Genomic DNA, 21,025 nt, shown 5'->3' on the forward strand with positions numbered 1-21,025 from the left:
ACCAGGTTTATCACTCCACGCGGGCCGTCACCTCGTGGACGTGGTCGACGGCGGGGGCGCCGGGGTGGTCGATCAGCCACTGAATGCGTTCGCGGCTCTCCACGTCGGCCGGCGTGTAGACCGCCATCCGGGTCTCCGGGGTGGCGTTGACGGCGAAGTTGACCACCGACAGCCGGATCACGCCGACCGAGGCGTGCCGGAAGACCTTCACCCGCGTCGACGGGACGGCGACGTCGTGCGCGGCCCACATCTCGGCGAACTCCGGGCTGGCCGAGGACAGGTTCTGGACGAGCTCGGTCCAGGAGGGCTCGCCGAGGTGCCGGCCGAACGCCCCGCGGAACGTCGCGACCATCTGCGGCAGCTCCTCGTCGCGGTTCACCATCGGGCTGCAGCACTCCGGGGTCACGAACAGCCGCCACAGGAGGTTCCGGGGCGTGTCGCTCTCCCGCACCTTCGGCCAGATCGCCGCGTACGCGGCGTTCCACGCGAGGACGTCGTAGCGGCTGGTCATGACCGTGGCCGGGAGGGGCACCAGACTGTCGAGGACCGTCTGCACCTGGGGCTCGAGACGGTCGTGGAGCGCCGGGCCGGGCACCGAGGGGATGTCCGCCAGCCGGTAGAGGTGCTCGCGCTCGGTCTGGTCGAGGCGGAGCGTGCGAGCGATCGCGTCGAGGATCTGGACGCTCACGTTGATCGGCCGGCCCTGTTCGAGCCAGGTGTACCAGGTGACCCCGACTCCGGCGAGCTGGGCGACCTCCTCGCGGCGCAGGCCCGGCGTACGGCGGCGCAGGCCGGGCGCCAGGCCCACCTGGGCGGGGGTGATGCGCTCCCGGCGGCTACGCAGGAAGGCGGCCAGCTCGGTCCGCCGTCGCGGGGTGGTCACGGTCATCCGTCCATGGTGCGGCAACCCCGGCGGCCGTGCCAGGTGCTGTCAACACCAGTATCAGCGGACTCCCACCACCCGTATCACCCGGCGGCGCGCCGCACGCCCGTGGCGGCGGTGGCGAGGGCCAGGATGCGTGAGTTCACGGCGTCTACCTCGAGGGGGAATATGAGGTATATCCCGGTTGCCCGGGAATCCAGCCCGATGATCATGACACGTTGATCGCCAAGGCCGACTGCGAACCGGCGAATCCGGCCCTCGACGACCCTCGTGGCGCGAAGCTCGGCGGCTCGGGGGTGCGGGGGCGCTGAATCGCGGTGGCGGGTGCTGGCAACACCAGTATCACTGGGCTCTCACCACCCGTACCGCGCCGCCGACAGGCTCGACGCATGGCCCAGATCACCCTCGACGCCCCGGCGGCACCCACACCGGTCCGCCGCGGCGGGCTACTAACGATCATCATGCTCGGCCAGTTCATGGCGGTCCTCGACGTGACCGTGGTCAACGTGGCCGCCCCCACCATCCGTACCGACCTGCACGCCTCCGGCGCGGGCCTGCAACTCGTCATCGCCGGGTACACCATCGCGTACGCCATGCTGCTCATCACCGGTGCGCGGCTCGGCGACATCCTCGGGCACCGGCGCGCCTTCCTGGGCGGGCTGGCGATATTCACCGCCGCGTCCCTGGCCTGCGGGCTGGCCGGGACGGCCGGACTGCTCATCGCGTTCCGGTTCGTCCAGGGAGCGGGCTCCGCGCTCATGGTGCCCCAGGTGATGAGCCTCATCCAACGAACCTTCACCGGCACCGCCCGGGCGCGGGCGCTGAGCCTCTACTCGGCCGTGCTGTCCGGCGGCGCCGTCGTCGGGCAGGTCGTCGGCGGTGCCCTGGTCAGCGCCGACATCCTCGGCACCGGCTGGCGCCCGGTGTTCCTCGTCAACGTCCCGATCGGGATCGTGCTGCTGCTCGCCGGGCCGCGCGTCCTGCCGGGCGACACCGGCGAGCCGGGACGCCGCCTGGACCTCCCCGGCGTGATCGGCCTGTCCGCGGCGGTCGTCTGTTTCGTCGTGCCGCTCGTGCTCGGGCACGAGGAGGGCTGGCCCGGGTGGGGCTGGCTGATGCTGGCCGGCAGCGTCGTGCTCTTCGGCGTCTTCGTCGCCCTGCAACGGCGGGCGACCGCTCCGCTGATCCCGGGCCGGCTGCTGCGCACACCCGGCGTCCTCCCCGGCGCCGCCGCGATCTTCGTGTGCATGGCGACCTTCGGCGGGTTCCTGTTCAGCCTGGCCCTGCACCTGCAGGGCGGTCTGAGCGAGACGCCGCTGCGGGCCGGCCTGTCCTTCATCCCCGGCGCCGGAGGCTTCGCGCTGGCCAGCCTGAACTGGCGGCGGGTGCCCGCCCGGTGGCACCGCCTGATGATCCCGGCGGCCTTCCTGGTGGCGGCCGTCGGGTACGTCGGGCTGGGGGCCTTCCAGTCCGGTGGGGCGGGGCTCGAGGTGGCGATGGGCCTGACCGGTCTCGGCCTGGGCGGGGCGTTCAGCCCGATGCTGACGATGGCGCTCGCCGACGTCCCGGTCGCGGACGCGGCGGACGCCAGCGGCCTGCTCGTCACGATGAGCCAGCTCGGTCAGGTGGTGGGCGTCGCGACGTTCGGCACGCTGTTCCTCAGCGTGGCGCCGCCGACCGGTCACGCCCTGGCGGTGACCGGCGCCGCGCTGGCGGCGGTCGCCGTCTTCGGCGCCTGCTGCTCGCTTTTGGTCGTAAAACGCTGAAATTCAGATGCGGCGGAGGCGTACGCGGTGGATCCGGTGGTCGCGGTCCTTGTGCAGGACGAGGGTGGCGCGGTCTCGGGTGGGCAGGATGTTGGCCACGAGGTTGACCTCGTTGATGTCCCGCCAGAGCTTCTCCGCGTACGCCGCCGCCTCGTCCTCCTCCACCTGCGCGTACGGGTGGAAGAAGGACCGGTCGTCGGTGAACACCGTGCGCCGCAGGTCGAAGAAGCGGTCGATGTACCACCGGCGGATGTCGTCGATCCGGGCGTCGACGTAGAGCGAGAAGTCGAACAGGTCCGACACCGCGAGGCCGCCCGGCCGGGCGGTCTGCAGCACGTTCAGGCCCTCCACGATGAGGATGTCGGGCCGCCGGACGACCTGCCGTACGCCGGGCGCGATGTCGTAGGACAGCGGGTCGTACACCGGGACGGACAGCTCGGCCGCGCCCGCCTTCACCGCGGACACGAACCGCAGCAGCGCCCGGCGGTCGTACGACTCCGGGAAGCCCTTGCGGCTCATGAGCCCGCGCTCGGCGAGCGTCGCGTTCGGGTGGAGGAAGCCGTCGGTGGTGACGAGCTCGACGTTCGGCTCGCCGGGCCCCCGGGCGAGCAGCGTCCGCAGCAGGCGCGCCACGGTCGACTTGCCGACGGCGACGCTGCCGGCGATGCCGATGACGAACGGGGTGGGTTCGACCGGGTCGCCGAGGAAGGCGCCGACGGCGTCCCGCAGGCGTCCGTCGGCGGCCCGGAAGAGGCCGATGAGCCGGGCCACCGGGAGGTAGACCTGCTCGACCTCGCCGAGGTCGATGGGGTCGCTCAGCCCGCGGATGGCCTCCAGCTCGTCCGGTGTGAGCGAGAGCGGCATCCCCGCGCGCAGCTCCCGCCACTCCTCGCGGCCGAAGTCGACATAGGGGCTGGGCACGCCGCCCCCGTCAGCGATCATGGCGAAACCTTAGCGTTCCCTGACGCCCACAATGGGTGATCTTTGCCGGATGCGGACGCCGGCGGCCGCACTGGTCTAGTCGTTCAGCTGGAGCCATTACGCTGGCGTCCCATGTGCGGAATCGTAGGGTACGTCGGCTCGCAGTCCGCTCTCGACGTGGTCGTCGACGGGCTCGCCCGACTGGAATACCGCGGCTACGACTCGGCCGGCGCGGCCGTTCTGGCCGACGGGAAGCTGACGGTCACCAAGCGGGCCGGCAAGCTGGTCAACCTGCGCGAGGCGCTCGCCGAGAGCCCGCCGCCGCAGAGCCACGCGGGCATCGGCCACACCCGCTGGGCCACCCACGGGCCGCCGAACGACCGCAACGCCCACCCGCACACCGACTGCACCGGCGCGGTCGCGGTCGTGCACAACGGCATCATCGAGAACTTCGCGGCTCTGCGCGTCGAGCTGGAGGAGCGCGGCCACGAGCTGTCCTCCGACACCGACACCGAGGCCGTCGCGCACCTCCTCGAGGAGGAGGCGGCCAAGGGCGTGGGCCTGACCGAGGCGATGCGGCGGGTCTGCGGGCGCCTTGAGGGCGCGTTCACGCTGGTCGCGGTGCACGCCGGCGAGCCGGACCTCGTCGTCGGCGCGCGCCGTAACTCCCCGCTGGTCGTCGGCGTCGGCGACGGGGAGAACTTCCTCGCCAGCGACGTGGCCGCGTTCATCGCGCACACTCGCGACGCGATCGAGCTCGGCCAGGACCAGGTCGTCGAGCTGCGCCCGTCCGGGGTGACCGTCACCGACTTCGCCGGCACTCCGGCGCAGGTGAAGGAGTACCACGTCGACTGGGACGTCTCCGCCGCCGAGAAGGGCGGCCACGACTACTTCATGCTGAAGGAGATCGCCGAGCAGCCGCGGGCGGTCGCCGACACCCTGCTGGGCCGTGTCGGCGCGGACGGGCGGCTGACCCTCGACGAGATGCGCCTGTCCGACCAGCAGCTGCGCGACGTCGAGAAGATCATCATCGTGGCGTGCGGCACGGCGTACCACGCGGGGATGATCGCCAAGTACGCCATCGAGCACTGGGCGCAGATCCCGTGCGAGGTGGAGCTGGCCAGCGAGTTCCGCTACCGCGACCCGATCCTGACCCGTACGACCCTGGTGATCGCGATCTCGCAGTCCGGCGAGACGATGGACACGCTGATGGCCGTGCGCCACGCGCGTGAGCAGCGCGCCAACGTGCTCGGCATCTGCAACGTCAACGGCTCGACGATCCCGCGTGAGTGCGACGGCGTGCTGTACACCCACGCCGGCCCGGAGATCGCGGTCGCCTCGACGAAGGCGTTCCTCACCCAGCTCGTCGCCGTCTACCTGATCGCGCTGTACCTCGCGCAGGTCCGGGGGACCAAGTGGGGCGACGAGGTCTTCGCCATGGTCCAGCTGCTCGGCACCATGCCGGAGAAGGTCGAGGCCGTCCTCGGCACGGTCGAGCCGGTCCGCGAGCTGGCCCGCTCCCTGGCGAACGAGCGGTGCGTGCTGTTCCTCGGCCGCCACGTGGGCTTCCCGGTGGCCCTGGAGGGCGCGCTGAAGCTCAAGGAGCTCGCGTACATGCACGCGGAGGGCTTCGCCGCCGGTGAGCTGAAGCACGGCCCGATCGCCCTGATCGAGCAGGACCTGCCGGTGGTGGTCGTCGTGCCGCCGCGCGCCCGGCCGATCCTCCACGACAAGATCGTCTCCAACATCCAGGAGATCCGCGCCCGCGGGGCCCGGACGATCGTCATCGCCGAAGAAGGCGACGAGACCGTCGCCCCGTACGCCGACACGCTCATCCGGGTGCCGGCCGTGCCGACGCTCCTGCAGCCGCTCGTGGCGACGGTGCCGCTCCAGGTGTTCGCCTGCGAGCTGGCCACCGCCCGGGGCCACGACGTCGACCAGCCCCGTAACCTCGCCAAGTCCGTGACCGTGGAGTAGGGCCATGGCTCGCTACGTCGCTCTCCTGCGCGGGGTCAACGTCGGCCGCGACACCAAGGTCGCCATGGCCGATTTCAAGGACGTGCTGGCCGGGCTCGGCCACACCGGCGTTCGTACCCATCTGAACAGTGGAAACGCCGTGTTCACCGCGCAGGAGGCGCCGGCGGAGGAGGTCGCCGCCGCGATCGAGGACGGCCTCGCCGCCGCTCTCGGCCGTACGGTCCCGGTGATGGTGCGCACGGCCGAAGAGCTGCGCGCGATCGTCGAGAACAACCCCCTCGAGGTCCGGGACCCGGCCAAGTTCGCCGTGGCGTTCCTGGCCGAGCCCCCGGACCACGAGCGGCTGCGCGCCCTCGACCCGGCGGAGTTCGCCCCCGAAGAGCTCGGTTTGGGCGAACACGACCTCTATCTTTACTTCCCGAACGGCCTCGGCCGGGCGAAGCTCCCACCGATCCTGGCCAGGCGCCTCGGCGTCCGGGCGACCGTCCGCAACTGGAACACCGTCACGAAGCTCCTGGAGCTGGCGGACGGGTGACCCGAACGGAAAGGCGTCAGGGCACCCTGATCGGCGTGGTCCAGCTGCAGTACTTGGCACCGCTCGTCTGCAGGACCTTGTTCACCAGGCAGACCCGCGCCTTGATGGTTCTGCCGCTCGTGTAGTAGTAGCCGAGCGAGCTGTAATCCTTGTGCGCATCGCCGTGCTTCGAGTCGTCCCAGTACCGCCAGTACCGGGGGGTGTCGCCGGGCGCGTTGGTCGTCACCATCGCCCATTTCCCGTTCTTGTTCTTCGTCCAGACGCTCGCGTAGGCGACCTTGTGGTCGTTGCCGTCCCGGTCCAGGACGACGAGCTTGGTCAGGCGGGTGTAATTGCCTCCCCACTTGCCGCCCCGCGACTTGAAGATCTCGATTCGGGCCCTTCCTCCGGCGCCACCGGAGTCCTTCGTGTAGGCCCAGTTCGTGTGCTGCCAGACCGCGGCCGACGCCGGCGCGGCATTGACGACGACCATGGCCGCCCCGATGGCGCTCATGGCGCCCAAGGCCGCCAACCTGCTCTTCACATTGCCCATCGCGGAATTCCCTTCGGATATCTCGCCGCCGCCGACTCATCTCGACGGAACGGCCGTCAACACGGATCGCCTCGCGAACCTGCGCGTGGATTGCGATCTCACGGCCCCGTACGGGCGTCCCGGGGGCCGGCTGCGCGACGAGGACCGTAACGCCCTCATCGCTCAGTGATCATCTAGCTGGACAAGGGTGACCCGTTGGTTATTGGGACATGTCCGAAAGGCAACTGATCGCTGAACCAGAAGTGACGGCTCCCGGGAGGACCGCTCGGGTCAGGAGGCGGTGCGGCGGCGCAGGGACAGGCCCGTGAGCAGGGCACCCGCGAGAACGACGGCGGCGTTGACGAGCACGGCGAGCCGTACCCCGCCGAGGACCGCCGTGGCGTGCGGGCCGCCGAGGGCGCTCGTACGGGCGGTGGCGATCGCGCTCATGATCGGAATCCCGATGGTGATGCCGATCTGCTGCGTCATGGTCGCCAGTCCGGTGGCCAGCCCCTGCTCGTCGTCCGGCAGCCCGGACGTGGCGGTCACCATGAAGCCGACGATCGCCAGCATGTTGCCGACGCCGCCGACGAATGTCGCGGCCAGGAACAGCAGGATCCAGCGGTGGGCGTCGCCGAGCGCGACCAGCGACGCGGTCGCGGCCGCCTGGACGACGAACGCGCCGACCAGCACCCGGTACGTCCCCAACCGAGCGATCACCCGGGCGCCGAGGAGTCCGCCGGTGACGGTACCCGCGCCGAGGACGCCGAACGCGAGCCCGGTGACCAGCGGCGAGTAGCGGAGCACCTCCTGCAGGTACAGCGTCATCAGGAAGACCAGCGAGGTCTCGGTGAGGAAGGCGATGAGCCCGGCGACGTTGCCCCAGACCACCGTGCGCCGCCGGAGGATCCGTACCGGCACGAGCGGGGCCGCCGCCCGCGACTCGGCGAACCAGAAGGCCACCAGCAGCGCCGCGGCGGCGGCCAGGGAGATCAGCGTGACCGGAGCCGTCCAGCCCCGCTCCCCCGCCGCGGTGACGCCGTAGACGAGGGCGAGGAGGCCTCCCGTCACCGTGACCCCGCCCGGAACGTCGAGCCGTGTTCCCCCGGCGGCCCGGCCCCCGGCGACGAGCTTCGGCGTGACGGCGAGGATGAACACCGCGATCGGCACGTTGACCAGGAACGCCCAGCGCCAGCTCAGCAGGTCGGTGAGCACGCCGCCCAGGACCGCACCGGCGGTGAACCCTGCGGACATCAGCGCGCCGTTCAGCCCGAGCGCCCGGGAGCGCAGCGGCCCCTCCGGGAAGGAGGTGGTGAGCAGCGACAGCGCCGCCGGGGTGCCGATCGCGGTCGCGATGCCCTGCAGCACCCGGCCGGTGAGCAGCATCGCCGGGGAGACGGCGAGGCCGCCGACCAGCGACCCCGCGGCCAGCAGCGCCATGCCGATGAGGAACATCCGCCGCCGTCCGAACAGGTCCGCGACCCGTCCCGACAGCAGGGTGAGGCCGGCGGCGGGCAACGCGAACCCGCTCGCCACCCATTGGAGGGCGTGCAGGCCGAAACCCAGGCCCTCGCCGACGGCCGGCAGGGCGACGTTGAGGATCGAGAAGTCGACGGCGAGCATGAACTGCGCGCCCAGCAGCAGCCCCAGGACCATGCGCTGCCGCGCCGTCATCCGCGTCCGGTCACCGGTCCGCCCGGCGACCTCTTCCAGAACGGCCATGACCGTCCCTTTCCGTGAGGGGAGTTCGTACGGGAAGAGACTCCGGCGTGCGGCGAGCCGTACCCAGCCCTCTGTCTCGCGTACGCCCCGGGTTCGTACCACTGGCAGGGTCAGGCTCCGCGCCCGGCACGGCGACATACTGGATGGCATGGACAAGCGGGCAGAACTGGGAGAATTCCTGCGGTCGCGCCGTGCGCGGCTGCGCCCCGAGGACGTCGGGCTCACCCACTACGGCGGCCGGCGCCGCGTCCCGGGACTGCGCCGTGAGGAGCTCGCGCAGCTGGCCGGGGTCAGCGTCGCCTACTACACGCGCCTGGAACAGGGACAGAGCCAGAACGCCTCCGACGCCGTCCTCGACGCGATCGCCCGCGCGCTGAACCTCGACGAAGGCGAACGCGCGTACCTGCACGGCCTCGCCCGCCCCACCCCGGCCGCACGGCGGCGCCCCCGCCCGGAGCGGGTCCGCCCCGGCGTACGGCTGATGATCGAGTCTTTCGGGAACGCCCCCGCCATGGTCATCGGGCGCCGCACCGACGCCCTCGCGTGGAACGGGATGGCCCACGCGCTGATCGCCGGGCACCTGGACGTCGAGGCCCCCGAGCGCCCGGCCGATCGGCCGAACATGGCGCGGCTGCTGTTCCTCGACCCGCACACCCGCGAGCTGTACGCGGACTGGCGGAAGAAGGCCCGCGACGCCGTCGCCTACCTGCGCCTGGCCGCCGGCCGCTACCCGGACGACCCGGCGCTGACCGCGCTGGTCGGCGAGCTGGCGATGAAGAGCCCGGAGTTCGCCGCGCTGTGGTCCGCGCACCCGGTCGGCGACTGCATGCACAACACCCGTGAGTACCGCCACCCGCTCGTCGGCACGCTCACCCTGTCCGAGGAGGTCCTGCCGCTCCCGGACGACCAGGGCCAACGCATCATGGTCTGGAACGCCGAGCCGGGCTCCCCGTCCGCGGCGGCCCTGCGCCTCCTCGCGGACCTGACCGCGGAGTCCGCCGCCGGCAGCCGCGGGCTCGAAGGCGAGATGCCTGCGCGGGAGCGAAGCCGAGCCGACTCCGGAGACTGTGCGGCTCCGGGGGCTCCAGGCCGGGTCGTACGGCCGGCCTGATCGAATCCCCGATAAGCCGTTGCAGGAGCACGACATGGACGCACCGTCCTCATAGCGGCCAAGTCGCTGAAACCGCACCGATGGCGCCGGTGACGCGTTAGCGCAGATCGCCGTGGACGACAGCCCCCTGCTTGAGCACTGTCTCGACCTGCAGCCGATCCGAGAGGACCACGAGGTCGGCGTCCTTGCCGGGGTGGATGCTGCCCGTACGGTCGGCGATGCCGAGCACGGTGGCCGGGGTCGTCGCCGCGGCGATCGCCGCCGTCGTGATCGGGAGGCCGACGCAGTGCACCGCATGCCGTACGGCGGCGTCCATCGTCAGGGTGCTGCCCGCGATCGTGCCGTCGGACAACGTCACCTTGCCGTCCCGGGCGAACACCGGAACCGGCCCGAGGTGAAAACTGCCATCGGTCATCCCGGCGGCGGGAGTGGCATCGGTGATGAGAGCGATCCGCTCCGGCCCCGCGGCGCCCACGGCGATGCGGACCGCCTCCTCGTGGACGTGGAAACCGTCATTGATCAGCTCGCAGGTGACGGCGTCGTCGGCGAGCGCGGCGCCGGCCGGGCCCGGGTCGCGGTGGTGGAAGTCGCGCATCGCGTTGAACAGGTGCGTCGCCAGCCGTGCCCCGGAGGCGAACGCCTGCCGGGCCTGGTCGAAGTCGGCCGTGGTGTGCCCGACGGCGGCGATCACATCCGCCGAGACGACCTCGCGCAGCAGGTCCATGCCACCGGGCAGCTCCGGCGCGAGCGTCACCACCCTGACGGTGCCGTCACCGGCGGACAGCAGGTGCCGCAGGGCCGTGACGTCCGGGGGCAGCAGGAACTCCGCGTGGTGCGACCCTCGCTTGGCCGGATTGAGGAACGGTCCTTCCAGGTGCACGCCGACGATCGACGGATCGTTGGAGCCTCGGATGATCTCCGCGATCGTACGGACCGACGCGGCCATCCGGTCGAGTTCGTCGGTGACCAGGCTGGCCAGCGTACGCGTCGTCCCGTGCGCGCGGTGGAACGCGACCGCCGCGAGGATCTCCTCCGGGTCGTCGGTGGTGATCTGCGCGCCGCCTCCCCCGTGCATGTGCAGGTCGACGAATCCGGGGAGGACGTACCGGCCACCGAGGTCGTGCACCGGCCCGTCTCCGGGCGGAGGATCACCCGCGCCGACGCCCCGGATCCGCCCGTCCTGGACCGTCAGCCAGCCGGGATCCAGAACACGTCGGACGGTCACGACCCGAGCGTTCGCAAATGTGATCACAAGTGCACATTATTCAGGTAGGCGGAGTGAGACCTCTTCACCGGCGGCCCGGTCCGCGTGAAGCTCACACGGTGACCTCGGCCCGGTCGAACAGCACCACATTGTCCTGGCGGTCCGTGTCGCCGATGGTGAAGGTGACCCCGTGGTCGCCGTCGGCAAGGTTCGCCGACGTCCAGCGCAGGCCGTTGATGGCGGCGGACGCGCGGAAGTCGACCGTTCCGGCGGGTCTTCCGTCCACCGTCACGCGGGCGATGCCGCCGGCGAGGTCGGTGGGCGCGTACACCTTGATCTGGCTGCCGCGAAACCGCACCGTGAAGCTCTGGCCGACTCGGTATCCGAAGTAGTAGGAGTGATCCGGCGTGGTCACGCATCCGCCGCCGTCGCCGCAGCGGGTCCAGGATCTTCCCGTGTACTGAACGGTGCCGACGCCGGTCCCGATCGCGGTGTCCTGAATGGTGGCCGTCGTGGCGGCCGGCGATGAGCGCGCCGTCGCAGCGCGTACCGGCCTCGTCGACGAAGACCCGGGCGGCGACGGCGCGGAGCTCGCGCCCGGACCGCCTACCGCCCACCATGCCCCGAGACCGCAGATGAGCAACACCACGACGCCGATCACTACGATCGGCCGACGCGACGCCGATGGGCCGGGCGGTGCCGGCGCGCCGGGGCCCGTGGCGTACGCCGAGGGTGGTTCCTCGCCGGTGCTCGACGCCTCGACCGCCGATGACTCCCGCGCCGGGCCGGGCTCCGCGTCCCGAGCACTCCCAGGCGTCTCGGTGGCGCGAACCCACATATGCCGGAGCCTGGCCAGTTCCTGCCGATCGGCTCCACATTCCCGGGCGATTCGTTCGGCCACGGCGTACTCGGGCGGCACCTGACGCCCGGAGCAGTACCGGTGAAGCGTCGAGGAACTGATGCCCAGCCGCGCGGCGAGGGCGTCGTAGCTACGGCCGGTCCGGTTCTTCAGCAGGCGCAGGTAGTCGGCGAACTCCTCCTGCTCCGTCGTGTCGGGCATCTCGCACGTGGTCCCTATCGCCGCTGGTGGAGCATCCCACGGGGGATGGTATTTCAGCAGGTGGAAGATGACCACTGCGTCCCGTTATCCCATTCCTCCGCCGCTTATTGACCCACGTGACACCGGACCGCAACGTTCTTATCGATGCCGCCGGGCGGAGCGTGCCGCCGGTGGGACAGGCGCGAGGGAGGTCGATTCGCCAGGTGACCAGGTACGACGGTTCCCGCCGCGAGCTCGTGCACCCTGCCGGAGAAGTACCCCGGTTCCGGGTCACCGTGGCGAGCGTCCTCCTGACTGCGCTCGTCCTGATCGTCTACGCCGTGCTGATCCGTCCACTGCTCCCCCACCGGAAAACCGACTCACCTCTCACCACGGCCGCCGGCAGTCTCGAGGACGTTTGCGACCGGAAGAGATATCACCCCGAAAGCCCGCGTTTCACCGGCCCGCCGCCCCATCCGATCGCCCTGTACGCGAAGGAAGATCAGTTGACGCTGGGACTGAGCGAGGTACAACTCGACGTCTTCGGCAAGAATGTGGCACCCGGCGGAAGCGGGCCGGACGCTCTCCGAGTCCAGTTGGTGGCCTGCGCCGAACGACATCACGTGGTCCCCACCGGCGACGATTGCGACTACAACGTAGGCTCAGTACGGCTGTACACCGCGACCTACCAGATCAAGATCCTTGAAGCGCACACCGGGCATAAGGTGGGGTCGGCCAAGATAGTCCCCGCCAGCCCGCTCTGCCCAAAATCTGCCTTCGTCTACCGTGACAGGGCGAAGGTCTATGCGACTCCGTCGGCCGACGAGTACCGCGTGGCCCTGTCGAGATTCGTCTTCGGACGGTCGAACTGAATGTCGACCGTCGTCGGGGCGAACGGCGCGGGAGGCAGCGGCTGTTACGCCTCTGATCCGCACCGCGCGCTGGACGTGGTCCTGCACGCCACCCAGCCGTCCTATGGGCGCCGCGTCAGTCCTCAGGTTCGGCGATCCGCCGGACGAGGTCCCGGTAGTCGTCCTTCATCGGAAGGTCGCTCTCGACGTGCAGCCGTCGCCGAACGGCGGTGACGGCGCCCCGGACCGGATCGCGTCCCGGCCGTTCGAAGCTCTCCCACCAGAGCCCGATCCCGCGGCGCTGCCAGACGGGCACGTCGTTGAAGTTGACGCCGCGCGCGAAGAGGAGCTCGTTCTTGTCCGCGACGCTCGTGTGCTGCAGCATCCGCGTAGCCTCCCGGCCTGATCGACCTTCGCCGCGCAGCGTCCAGTAGCACCAGCCGTTGAGGGCGCAGCGTGCCGCGTCAGCCTGCCGCCAGGAGAAATAGTCGACGACGTCGCCCACGCCGGTGCCCATCCACACGCGGGCGTCGAAGTGGACGGGCTCGCCGACGGCCAGGGTGAAGGCGGCGGTGGCGACGCTCGCGGCGATCGAGACGAGCTTCTCCACCTCCCGCCCGAACAGGTCGGAGGACCGGTCGAGCAAGACGGAGATCTCGTCACTCTCGGTGTAGGCGTAGCGGCCACCGAGCGCGGTCACCAGGGCGCGCGCCGCCTCGGTCATGAAGCCGGAGAACCGCACGTCGAAGGGCTTGTCAAAACGATTCTCGGTGAATCGGGAGAAGGAACGCCCGTCGACCCGGACCACGGCCCATGCGCCCGGCAGGACGGTCAACGAGTGGAACCACTCGAGCGCCCGCATCCGCGCCTCGAGCTCGTTACTCCTCACTCCGTCTCCTCCTCCGCCGACGGCCGGACGTCGAACCCACCCGCCCCGTCGAACCGGACGGCGTAGATCTCGTCGAACCCGTCGGGCCGCCGAGGACGGCGCAGGCGTTTGAGAGTGGCATAGATCCCGACGTCGGGCACCTGGGTTTTCCCCGTACGCGCCGCGTTGCGCAGCAGCGTGCCGGGAACATCCGGAGGGAACCAGTAACCGACGACCTTCGCCCCATGCCGGCGCGCGGCCTCGGCCAACGGCCGCCACTCCTCGGGCGCGGGATTGGTGTTGTCGACGGCGACGTCCCGGCCCTCCGCCAGCGCCTCCTCAACGAGCCGCATCTGCCGCCGCTGCCGATGCCGCGCCTTCGGGAAATTGTCCTTGCTGACGTGCACGTACGCAGGCGCGAGCTCTTGGCGATAGAACGTCGTCTTCCCCGACGCCTGCAGCCCGATCAGGATCGCCAGCGTAGGCATCCCGAGAACCTGCCTGCTCGTATCAACGCGTGGCCCGTCATAGATGCCGGTCTATCGCGCCGATCGGTCCTCAGGTCACTCGGGGTTCGTGGCCTCGTCAACCCGCATGACCTCCACGCAATCCGAGTCAATGTTCATCCCGCTGTAGCTGCTCTTACGCCACGCCACGGACAGACAGTGGAGCGTGATCATAGATCCTCCAAGGCGACCTTGATCAGCTTTTCAGATTGGGCAACCGGCAGTGCCACTGCGCCGATCTGATCGAACAGTACTTCAAGGTCGCAAACCTGTCGTCCCCGGTCGATTAGCTGACCATGCCCATGGACGCCTTCGACATAAGCGACCGTCGCTTCCTCACGGAAAGTGAGCAGGTTGAAGGCTCCGACTGGATAAATTCCCCCGTCTGTAGGGACGATGCGGAGGGTGACGTTCGACTGGTTCATGACGGCGAGCAGGTGCTCTAGCTGCCGACGCATGACGTCCCTGTTGCCGACGATGCGGCGAATGACTGACTCATCGAGCAACACGATCAGCCACGGCGGGTCGTCACGCCGCAGGATGTCCTGGCGTTCCATTCGGATGGCGACGAGTTCGTCCAGCCGATCCGCCCTGTTCCCGGCACGCAGGATCTCCCGCGCGTACTCCTCCGTTTGCAGGAGCCCGGCGACCAGGAAGTTCTGGTAGCTCTTGATTGAAGATGCGAGCCCTTCATACTCTGCGTACTCCCAGAAACTCGGGGTCGGCCCGGACTCGCGTTTGATGGCGGCGTACACCCCCTCGAAGAATTCGCACAGGTCGAGCGCCCTGTCCAAGCCCTTGGACAGTCGGAGGGTCGGCGGGCGGTAGCAGTTCTCGACGTGGCCGATGAGCTTGTCGGAGACCATGACCGCAGGGTGGCCGCCGAGCTCGCCCTGGGTCAGCTTGCGCTCGGTGCGCAGCCGCTTGAGCTGGACCGCATAGAACGCGCGGGCGGACGACTTCGGATCGATCGGCTCGTTGGTCATGGGGGGCTCCAGACAGGTGGAGTGCTCGATCTTCACTTGGAGCGTTCGATGTGTAGCCGAGAGTAATTGTCCGAGGCCACGCTGTGCGCATGAATCCGAGAATCCCCGACGGCCGGTTCCCGGCGAAACGCACAGACAGCCGGCTCTTCCCCGCGACGCCCGAGACGGCGGCGGACGCGAGGAGGTGGCTCACCGAAATGCTCGGCGCGACGCATCCGGCGTGCGACGACGCCGTCCTGCTGCTCTCGGAGGCGTTCACGAACAGCGTCCGCCACAGCCGTGGGAACACCGTCACGGTCCTCGCATTCGTCGCGGAGAGCAGCGTGCGCGTCAAGGTCCTCGACAAGGGCGGCGACACCCTTCCGCACTACGTCGAAGACCCGTACGGCGAAGGCGGCCGCGGCCTCCCGATCATGCAGGCACTGGCAGAGGATTGGGGCTTCGAAGTCCTGGAAAACGGCCAGGTGATCGTCTGGTTCGACGTAGCAGCGGCCACTTCGTAGCCGTTGTTGACTCGTTGCCGCCGGAATGGACGGCACGGGGTCCGGTTCGCCCGGTATCCGCCGTCAACAACGGCGGCAGGGACCGATCCTGGCCAATCCCCGGATCGACCACCCGGGCAATCGCAGAATGAGGCAATGCGGATCCGAGTCGATGACGTCGTCCTCTACTTCGACGTCGACGGGTGTGAACTGGTCCCGGAAGGGCCCAGGATGGTCGAGCGTCCGACGATCGTCGCGCTGCACGGCGGGCCGGGCGCCGATCATTCGGTCTTCAAGCCGGTCTTCCGCGCGGCCACCGAGTTCGCCCAGGTGGTCTACCTCGACCAGCGGGGAAGCGGCCGATCCGACCGCGGCTACCCCGGATCCTGGACCTGGGAGCAGTGGGCGGATGATGTCATCCACTTCTGCGACGCACTCGGCATCGCCGACCCCATCCTGGTCGGCACTTCCAGTGGCGGCTGGGTCGCGCTGATCACGGCCCTGCGCCATCCGGACCGTATCGGCAAGCTGGTGCTCGACAGCGCCATGCCGGGGCCCGTCGAGGAACGACTGGCCATCTTCGAACGGCTCGGCGGTAGCGAGGCCGGCGAGGTCGCCCGCCGCTACTTCGCAGCTGAGAACGCGGAGACCATCCGCGAGGTGTGGGAGCGGATCTGTCTTCCGCTGTACTCCCGCAAACCGGGCGGCGACCCGGATGGAGCCGACCGGTTGCGCCGGATCACGTGGAACTACGACGTCCTCGAACACTTCCGGCACGTTCTCGTCACGCAGTTCGACCCGTGGGACCGGCTCGACAAGGTGACCTGTCCGACGCTCGTCCTCTCCGGCGCGGACGACCCGGTGGCGACCGAATCGGCCGCCCGCCGCGTCGCCGCCGGACTCACGAACGCTTCGGTCCAACTGCACGTCCTGCCGAACACCGGCCATGGCGTCTTCCGTGAGGTCCCCGACCAGGCGTTCCCCCTGCTCCGCGACTTCGTCACCGACGGCACCGGGTCATCCACCTGACGGACGCCAGTGCGGTCGCGGACAGTGGTAGCTACGGTTACCACTGCCCTTAGTGACGGGAGCGAGTCGACGGCTGAGGTCTCTCAGGGCGGGTCGGCGATGCCCATGAGGAGGCGGCAGGCCGGGTCGCCGGTGCGGAGGCAGGCGGTGGAGCAGTTGCGGGTGAGTTCCACGCCGAGCCCCTCCGACCAGCCGGCGTGGATGTCCGTGCACGGGCACTCGTAACCGTCCAGGGAGCCGGCCATCCGGACCATTGTGACGGCGAAGTTCTGCCGCATGGTCAGCTCGATCAGGTCGTCGGCCACGACGGCGGTGCCGCCGTCGCGCAGCTCGCTCGGGAACATCCACTCCGAGCACGCGTCGTACCTGCGGCGCAGTTCCTCCATGTCGGCGGCCGGGCCGCCGCCGAACTGGCGGCGGACCCGTTTGCCGACGTTGACGGCGACGTAGCGGAGGGCCTCGGCGTTGATCTCGTTGGCGGCGGCGTGCCCGAACCGCTTCGCCACCCCCTGGTACCAGCGCGCGTCGTGCAGCCACCACTGCCGGTACACGTCCATCGGGCGCGGGCGCGGCACGGCCGGGTCCGTGCCGTCCGCCGGGCCAGGTGCGGCCACCGAGCCGGGCGCGGGCGCCAGGTGGGGCTCCGCCACCGGGCGCGGCACGTCATCGGCCGGGTGGGGGCCCGGCGACGCAGCCGCCGGGCCCGTTTCGTTCACGGTCATTCGGGGGCTCCGCCGAACTCGCCGGCGGCGACGCGGGCGCGGAAGCGTTCGCGCATCTCACGCTTGAGGACCTTGCCGGTGGCGCCCTTGACCACGTCGCTCGCGTCCATGCGCAGGGCTCCCGTGAGCGGCGGCAGGCCGCCCTCCTCCAGTACCTTGTTGATCCGGTCCGTCCACTCCGCGTCGAGCGACTCCGCCCCGGCTCTGACCTGGAGGAGGACGTAGGCGTCGGCCAGGCCGTCGCCGTCCCAGTCGGCGCGTACACCCTCCGGCGCGACGGCGACGACGGTGCAGTCGTCGAGGTCGGGCAACTCGCGCAGGAGGAGTTCCTCGGTGCGGGTGCTGAAGACGACCCCGGCGGCGGTGCGGATGGCGTCCGGTGCGCGGTCGAGGTGGTAGAAGTTGCCGTCCTCGTCGCGGTAGCCGAGGTCTCCGGTGAGCCAGTAGCCGCCGAGCCGCAGCCGGTGGAAGGTCAGCGAGTCGTTCCAGTAGCCGGGGGTGAGCGTGGGCGAGCGGACGCCGATGCGGCCGATCTCGCCGGGCGGCAGCGGCCGGCCGTCTTCGGACAGGACCGCCGCCTCGGCGAAGCTCATCGGCTTGCCGACGCAGCGTTCGAACGACGCGCGGCCGGGCCGGTGCCCGTTGTGGAAGAGCGAGTAGCCGGTCTCCGACGATCCCAGCCCGTCGGTGAAGACGGAACCCGGGACGCGGTGGCGTTTGAGGTCCTTGCCGACGGTCAGGTGGCTGCCCTGCGCGATCAGCGCCTTGATGTGCGCCTCGTGCGCCGCGTCGCCGGTGTTGTACCAGGCTTCGACGCTGGCCATGTCGCGGGCGGACAGGTCGTGCGCGGCCATCTCCCCGTACGTCCCGGCGAACGCGAACACCGTCGTCGGCTGGAACTCCTCCATGGCGTCCAGGACGTCGGCGCCGCGCTGGCTGGACAGCAGCAGGACCGGCGAGCGCAGGAGGAAGCCGAACAGCATGACGGAGATCGAGGCGTTGTGGGAGCCGGGCAGCGCGACCAGGAGCCGGCCCATCGCGGAGCCGACCGACAGCTTCAGCCGGTGCAGCTGCGCGTACAGCAGGGTCTCGTGGGTGTGCGGGACGGCCTTGGGCATCCCGGTCGTGCCGGAGGAGTGCGAGATGATGATCGGGTCGCTGGTGTGGTGGGCGTACGGGTAGGTCGCGGGCAGCGGTTCGCGGCCGCGGATGTCGGCGGCGGTGACGCAGAAACCGAGGTCCAGATCGGTGGCCAGCACGGCGTGGTGGGCCTGGTCGGTGATCGCGCCGACCGCGCCCTGGCGGCGCACGTACTCGCGGGCGATCTCCGGGCGGAGGTTGCCGTTGACGAAGGACGGGATGGCGCCCAGCGAGGTCAGCGCGAGGAAGTTGATCGCGAACTCGGTGCTGGAGTACGTCTGGATCGCCACCGGGTCACGGGGCCGGACGCCGCGCGCGTGGTACCAGCCCGCGTAGGTCTCGACGACCTCGTGCAGTTCGCCGAGGGTCAGGACGGTGGGGTGGCCGCCGTCGGGGGCCTGCCAGGTCCCGTCCGTCCACAGCACGGGTTCGTCGAGCCGCCGGCCGTACGCCTTGATGCGGTGAATGACGTTGCCGGCGCCGAGGGAGGCGTCGGCGAAGATCTGCGCGCGTTCTTCCTTCGTGATCATTGCGTGGTCCCTTGGATCCGGGCGGCCAGCTCGACCAGGCCGCGCAGGTTGCCGTGCTCGGCCGACGGGGTGTCGGCGGGCGGGTCGGGGAACGGGTCGCCGCGGTCGAGGAGGATCGCGACGGCCAGGTCGGCGGCGGGCGGGACCGCGCCGAGTTCGCGGTAGGCCGCGGTGGTGCGGTCGGTGCCGGTCAGTTCGACGCCGACGATGACGACCCGGTCGAGCTCCTCGTCCTCCAGCAGGAGCTCGGCGGTGGCCAGGAGTTCCGCCGCGACGTCGTCCATGGTGGACAGGCAGATCAGCGGCCCGGTGACGGCGAACTCCAGGCTGAGCCGGCCGAGGATGGCGTTCGCGGTGCTCTGCATGAACAGCAGCGGGTTGTGCGTCTGCCCGGCGGACAGCAGGCGGCTGCCGAGGTCGAGGGTGGCGGCGTCGCCCATCATGCTGGCCAGGACGATCGCGGTCCGGGCGCCGTCGCCCGGACGCTCGGTCAGGCAGCGGTGCACGGCGTCGTACACCATCGGGTTGAAGGTCGACTCGACGAAGCCGGAGACGATGGGCGCGGAGGCGTCGGCGATCGCGGCGATCATGCTCGCTCCAGGACCAGCGCGGTGTTGGCGCCGCCGAACGCGGCGTTGATGGTCATCGCGCGGCGGATCTCGGCCCGGCGGGGCCGGTTCGGCACCCAGTCGAGGTCGCACCCCGGGTCCGGCTCGGTGAAGCCCGCGGTGGGCGGCAGCACTCCGTCCCGGATCGCGAGCAGGGTGATGACGAGCTCGACCACCCCGGACGCCTCGAGCAGGTGTCCGGTCGTGCTCTTCGTCGAGCTGACCGGCACCGAGTCCGCGTCCGGGCCGAGGACCGTGCGCAGCCCGCGGGTCTCGGCGGGGTCGTTGTGCCGGGTGGCGGTGCCGTGGGCGTTGACGTAGTCGAGCCGCGGGTCGCCCGCGCGGTTCAGGGCCCGACGGGCCGCGGTGGCCAGGCCGACGCCCTTGGGGTGGGGGCGTGCGACGTGGTGGGCGTCGGAGGCGGCGCCCCAGCCGGTCAGCGCGGCGAGCGGCCGCGCGCCCCGGCTCTTCGCGCCCTCGGCCGACTCGAGGACGACGGCGGCGGCGCCGTCGCCGAGCAGCAGCCCGCTGCGGTCGGCGCAGAACGGCCGCACCATGCCGTCGTGGGACAGCGCGAGCCCGGAGCCGAACTTGGCGAGGTTCTCCTCTTCCACCAGGTAGCCGCCCGCGCAGATCGCGATGTCCGCCCGGCCGGAGGCGATGAGCGAGCAGGCGTGGACGACCGCCGTCGCGGAGGCGACGCACGCGTTGGTGAACGCCAGGCGAGGGCCGCGCACGCCGAGTTCGTTCGCGAGGGCCCCGGCCTGCCAGGCGGGAACGGTCTCCGCGGTGTCGCCCGCGGACTCCGCCGCGCGCCAGAAGCCGGTCAGGCCGGTGAAGTCGCCGGCGGTCCCCACGAGAACGGCGGCCCGCGCGCCCTTCGGCAGCGCGGCCATGCCCGCCGCCGCCCCGCCGACCTCGGCCAGCACCTCGCGCATCGGGGCGAGCGGCCCGTACGCGGCGGCGACGGCGGTGCGGTACGGCGCGGTGTCGAAGCGGGTGATCGGCCGGAACGCGGGCCTGCCGTCGAACACGCCGTCCCGAACCGCGTCCGCCCCGGTGCCGAACGCCGTACGGACCCCGAACCCGGTGACGACGACCTCACGACTCATGGACGGCCGCCAGGTACTCGGTGATCCGGCGGATCGAGGTGAAGCCGGTGAGGTGCTCCTCGTCCGGTTCGATCTCCAGGCCGTAGCGCAGGTCCAGCTGGTGCAGGAACCACACCACACCGAGCGAGTCCAGCGCGATCTCGGCGTCGTCGTCGAGCCCGGCGGGCACGCCTGGGAAGATCTTGGGATCGGACAGCAGCTCCCGTACGGCCTCGGTCGTGATCCGTTCCCGGGAACCGGACTCCGCGGTCATGCCGCGGCGCCCCGCTCGACGACGTCGGCGACCAGCTCACTCAGCGTCATGGCGCCGACCGGCTCGATGTCGGTGTCGGGGAACTCCACGCCGAACCGGCGTTCGAGCCGCATGGTCAACTCGATGAGGCTGAGCGAGTCCAGGTCGATGCCGGCGGTCCCCATGGGGCTGGCGTCGGTGACCTCCTCGAGGTCCAGCGGATGGTTCATGTCCGCGACGATCGTGTGGAGCACGAACGCCCGGATCTCCTCCTGCAAGGTGGTCTGCAT

Annotated in this window: 25 protein-coding genes; 8 read left to right on the forward strand and 17 right to left on the reverse strand. The window is 70.6% G+C overall.

Features of this window, described 5'->3' with window-relative positions:
* Positions 1-10: 10 nt before the first annotated feature.
* Positions 11-889, reverse strand: a complete 879-nt coding sequence (locus ACQP2O_RS47975) for a helix-turn-helix transcriptional regulator (protein ID WP_433176304.1) — start codon at positions 887-889, stop codon at positions 11-13.
* Positions 890-966: 77 nt separating this feature from the next.
* Positions 967-1,095, reverse strand: a complete 129-nt coding sequence (locus ACQP2O_RS47980; RefSeq protein WP_433176305.1) for a hypothetical protein — start codon at positions 1,093-1,095, stop codon at positions 967-969.
* A gap of 177 nt (positions 1,096-1,272) precedes the next feature.
* On the opposite strand from ACQP2O_RS47980, the gene ACQP2O_RS47985 reads away from it, so the two are divergent.
* Positions 1,273-2,649: an MFS transporter gene (locus ACQP2O_RS47985; RefSeq protein ID WP_433176306.1), complete on the forward strand. Its 1,377-nt coding sequence runs from the start codon at positions 1,273-1,275 to the stop codon at positions 2,647-2,649.
* 3 nt (positions 2,650-2,652) lie between these two features.
* On the opposite strand, the gene coaA is transcribed toward ACQP2O_RS47985, so the two are convergent.
* The gene (gene coaA / locus ACQP2O_RS47990; RefSeq protein WP_433176307.1) at positions 2,653-3,591 is read right to left on the reverse strand and encodes a type I pantothenate kinase; all 939 of its coding nucleotides are present in this window, start codon (positions 3,589-3,591) and stop codon (positions 2,653-2,655) included.
* Between the two features lie 111 nt (positions 3,592-3,702).
* On the opposite strand from coaA, the gene glmS reads away from it, so the two are divergent.
* Together glmS and ACQP2O_RS48000 are read left to right on the forward strand one after the other, a co-directional pair.
* Positions 3,703-5,547 carry a glutamine--fructose-6-phosphate transaminase (isomerizing) gene (glmS, locus tag ACQP2O_RS47995; protein ID WP_433176308.1) on the forward strand — a complete coding sequence of 615 codons (1,845 nt, stop codon included), beginning with the start codon at positions 3,703-3,705 and terminating at the stop codon, positions 5,545-5,547.
* 4 nt (positions 5,548-5,551) lie between these two features.
* The gene (locus ACQP2O_RS48000) at positions 5,552-6,082 is read left to right on the forward strand and encodes a DUF1697 domain-containing protein (protein ID WP_433176309.1); all 531 of its coding nucleotides are present in this window, start codon (positions 5,552-5,554) and stop codon (positions 6,080-6,082) included.
* Between the two features lie 16 nt (positions 6,083-6,098).
* Here ACQP2O_RS48000 and ACQP2O_RS48005 read toward each other — a convergent pair whose 3' ends face one another.
* Positions 6,099-6,575, reverse strand: coding sequence for a hypothetical protein (locus ACQP2O_RS48005; RefSeq protein WP_433176310.1), 477 nt, complete (start codon positions 6,573-6,575; stop codon positions 6,099-6,101).
* On the opposite strand from ACQP2O_RS48005, the gene ACQP2O_RS48010 reads away from it, so the two are divergent.
* The gene (locus tag ACQP2O_RS48010; protein WP_433176311.1) at positions 6,574-6,783 is read left to right on the forward strand and encodes a hypothetical protein; all 210 of its coding nucleotides are present in this window, start codon (positions 6,574-6,576) and stop codon (positions 6,781-6,783) included. The genes ACQP2O_RS48005 and ACQP2O_RS48010 overlap by 2 nt on opposite strands.
* Positions 6,784-6,884: 101 nt before the next feature.
* Here the strand turns inward: ACQP2O_RS48010 and ACQP2O_RS48015 are convergent, their stop codons facing one another.
* Positions 6,885-8,315, reverse strand: coding sequence for an MFS transporter (locus ACQP2O_RS48015; RefSeq protein WP_433176312.1), 1,431 nt, complete (start codon positions 8,313-8,315; stop codon positions 6,885-6,887).
* 148 nt (positions 8,316-8,463) lie between these two features.
* On the opposite strand from ACQP2O_RS48015, the gene ACQP2O_RS48020 reads away from it, so the two are divergent.
* A complete protein-coding gene (locus ACQP2O_RS48020; RefSeq protein WP_433176313.1) occupies positions 8,464-9,426 on the forward strand; it encodes a helix-turn-helix transcriptional regulator in 963 nt (320 codons plus the stop codon).
* 97 nt (positions 9,427-9,523) lie between these two features.
* On the opposite strand, the gene nagA is transcribed toward ACQP2O_RS48020, so the two are convergent.
* Both nagA and ACQP2O_RS48030 read right to left on the reverse strand, forming a co-directional pair.
* Positions 9,524-10,678 carry an N-acetylglucosamine-6-phosphate deacetylase gene (gene nagA / locus ACQP2O_RS48025; protein WP_433176314.1) on the reverse strand — a complete coding sequence of 385 codons (1,155 nt, stop codon included), beginning with the start codon at positions 10,676-10,678 and terminating at the stop codon, positions 9,524-9,526.
* Between the two features lie 64 nt (positions 10,679-10,742).
* Entirely contained in the window at positions 10,743-11,690 is a 948-nt protein-coding gene (locus tag ACQP2O_RS48030; protein WP_433176315.1) for a helix-turn-helix domain-containing protein, read from the reverse strand.
* 203 nt (positions 11,691-11,893) lie between these two features.
* On the opposite strand from ACQP2O_RS48030, the gene ACQP2O_RS48035 reads away from it, so the two are divergent.
* Positions 11,894-12,541, forward strand: a complete 648-nt coding sequence (locus tag ACQP2O_RS48035; protein WP_433176316.1) for a hypothetical protein — start codon at positions 11,894-11,896, stop codon at positions 12,539-12,541.
* A gap of 115 nt (positions 12,542-12,656) precedes the next feature.
* Here ACQP2O_RS48035 and ACQP2O_RS48040 read toward each other — a convergent pair whose 3' ends face one another.
* The 4 genes from ACQP2O_RS48040 to ACQP2O_RS48055 form a co-directional block, all read right to left on the reverse strand.
* Positions 12,657-13,409, reverse strand: coding sequence for a tRNA(His) guanylyltransferase Thg1 family protein (locus ACQP2O_RS48040; RefSeq protein ID WP_433176317.1), 753 nt, complete (start codon positions 13,407-13,409; stop codon positions 12,657-12,659).
* Positions 13,406-13,876 (reverse strand): AAA family ATPase, encoded by a 471-nt coding sequence (locus ACQP2O_RS48045; protein ID WP_433176318.1) that lies wholly within the window; start codon positions 13,874-13,876, stop codon positions 13,406-13,408. The genes ACQP2O_RS48040 and ACQP2O_RS48045 overlap by 4 nt, the downstream gene beginning before the upstream one ends.
* Positions 13,877-13,951: 75 nt before the next feature.
* Entirely contained in the window at positions 13,952-14,068 is a 117-nt protein-coding gene (locus ACQP2O_RS48050; RefSeq protein ID WP_433176319.1) for a DUF397 domain-containing protein, read from the reverse strand.
* On the reverse strand, positions 14,065-14,880 hold the full coding sequence (locus tag ACQP2O_RS48055) for a helix-turn-helix domain-containing protein (RefSeq protein ID WP_433176320.1): 816 nt from the start codon (positions 14,878-14,880) through the stop codon (positions 14,065-14,067). Before ACQP2O_RS48055 ends, ACQP2O_RS48050 begins: the two co-directional genes overlap by 4 nt.
* A gap of 89 nt (positions 14,881-14,969) precedes the next feature.
* Between ACQP2O_RS48055 and ACQP2O_RS48060 the strand changes: the two genes are divergently transcribed.
* Positions 14,970-15,383 (forward strand): ATP-binding protein, encoded by a 414-nt coding sequence (locus tag ACQP2O_RS48060; RefSeq protein WP_433176321.1) that lies wholly within the window; start codon positions 14,970-14,972, stop codon positions 15,381-15,383.
* 135 nt (positions 15,384-15,518) lie between these two features.
* Positions 15,519-16,391 carry an alpha/beta fold hydrolase gene (locus ACQP2O_RS48065; RefSeq protein ID WP_433176322.1) on the forward strand — a complete coding sequence of 291 codons (873 nt, stop codon included), beginning with the start codon at positions 15,519-15,521 and terminating at the stop codon, positions 16,389-16,391.
* Between the two features lie 83 nt (positions 16,392-16,474).
* Here ACQP2O_RS48065 and ACQP2O_RS48070 read toward each other — a convergent pair whose 3' ends face one another.
* Genes ACQP2O_RS48070 through ACQP2O_RS48095 form a run of 6 tightly spaced genes read right to left on the reverse strand, consistent with a single transcriptional unit; the run spans position 16,475 to position 21,025 of the window.
* Positions 16,475-17,113, reverse strand: coding sequence for a hypothetical protein (locus tag ACQP2O_RS48070; protein WP_433176323.1), 639 nt, complete (start codon positions 17,111-17,113; stop codon positions 16,475-16,477).
* On the reverse strand, positions 17,110-18,783 hold the full coding sequence (locus ACQP2O_RS48075; RefSeq protein WP_433176324.1) for a class I adenylate-forming enzyme family protein: 1,674 nt from the start codon (positions 18,781-18,783) through the stop codon (positions 17,110-17,112). Before ACQP2O_RS48075 ends, ACQP2O_RS48070 begins: the two co-directional genes overlap by 4 nt.
* The gene (locus ACQP2O_RS48080) at positions 18,780-19,373 is read right to left on the reverse strand and encodes a beta-ketoacyl synthase N-terminal-like domain-containing protein (RefSeq protein WP_433176325.1); all 594 of its coding nucleotides are present in this window, start codon (positions 19,371-19,373) and stop codon (positions 18,780-18,782) included. Before ACQP2O_RS48080 ends, ACQP2O_RS48075 begins: the two co-directional genes overlap by 4 nt.
* Positions 19,370-20,503, reverse strand: coding sequence for a beta-ketoacyl-[acyl-carrier-protein] synthase family protein (locus ACQP2O_RS48085; RefSeq protein ID WP_433176326.1), 1,134 nt, complete (start codon positions 20,501-20,503; stop codon positions 19,370-19,372). The genes ACQP2O_RS48080 and ACQP2O_RS48085 overlap by 4 nt, the downstream gene beginning before the upstream one ends.
* Positions 20,493-20,756 (reverse strand): hypothetical protein, encoded by a 264-nt coding sequence (locus ACQP2O_RS48090; protein WP_433176327.1) that lies wholly within the window; start codon positions 20,754-20,756, stop codon positions 20,493-20,495. The genes ACQP2O_RS48085 and ACQP2O_RS48090 overlap by 11 nt, the downstream gene beginning before the upstream one ends.
* Entirely contained in the window at positions 20,753-21,025 is a 273-nt protein-coding gene (locus ACQP2O_RS48095) for an acyl carrier protein (protein WP_433176328.1), read from the reverse strand. The genes ACQP2O_RS48090 and ACQP2O_RS48095 overlap by 4 nt, the downstream gene beginning before the upstream one ends.

The sequence above is a fragment of the Actinoallomurus sp. CA-150999 genome, assembly GCF_050942425.1.
Classification (GTDB): Bacteria; Actinomycetota; Actinomycetes; order Streptosporangiales; family Streptosporangiaceae; genus Actinoallomurus.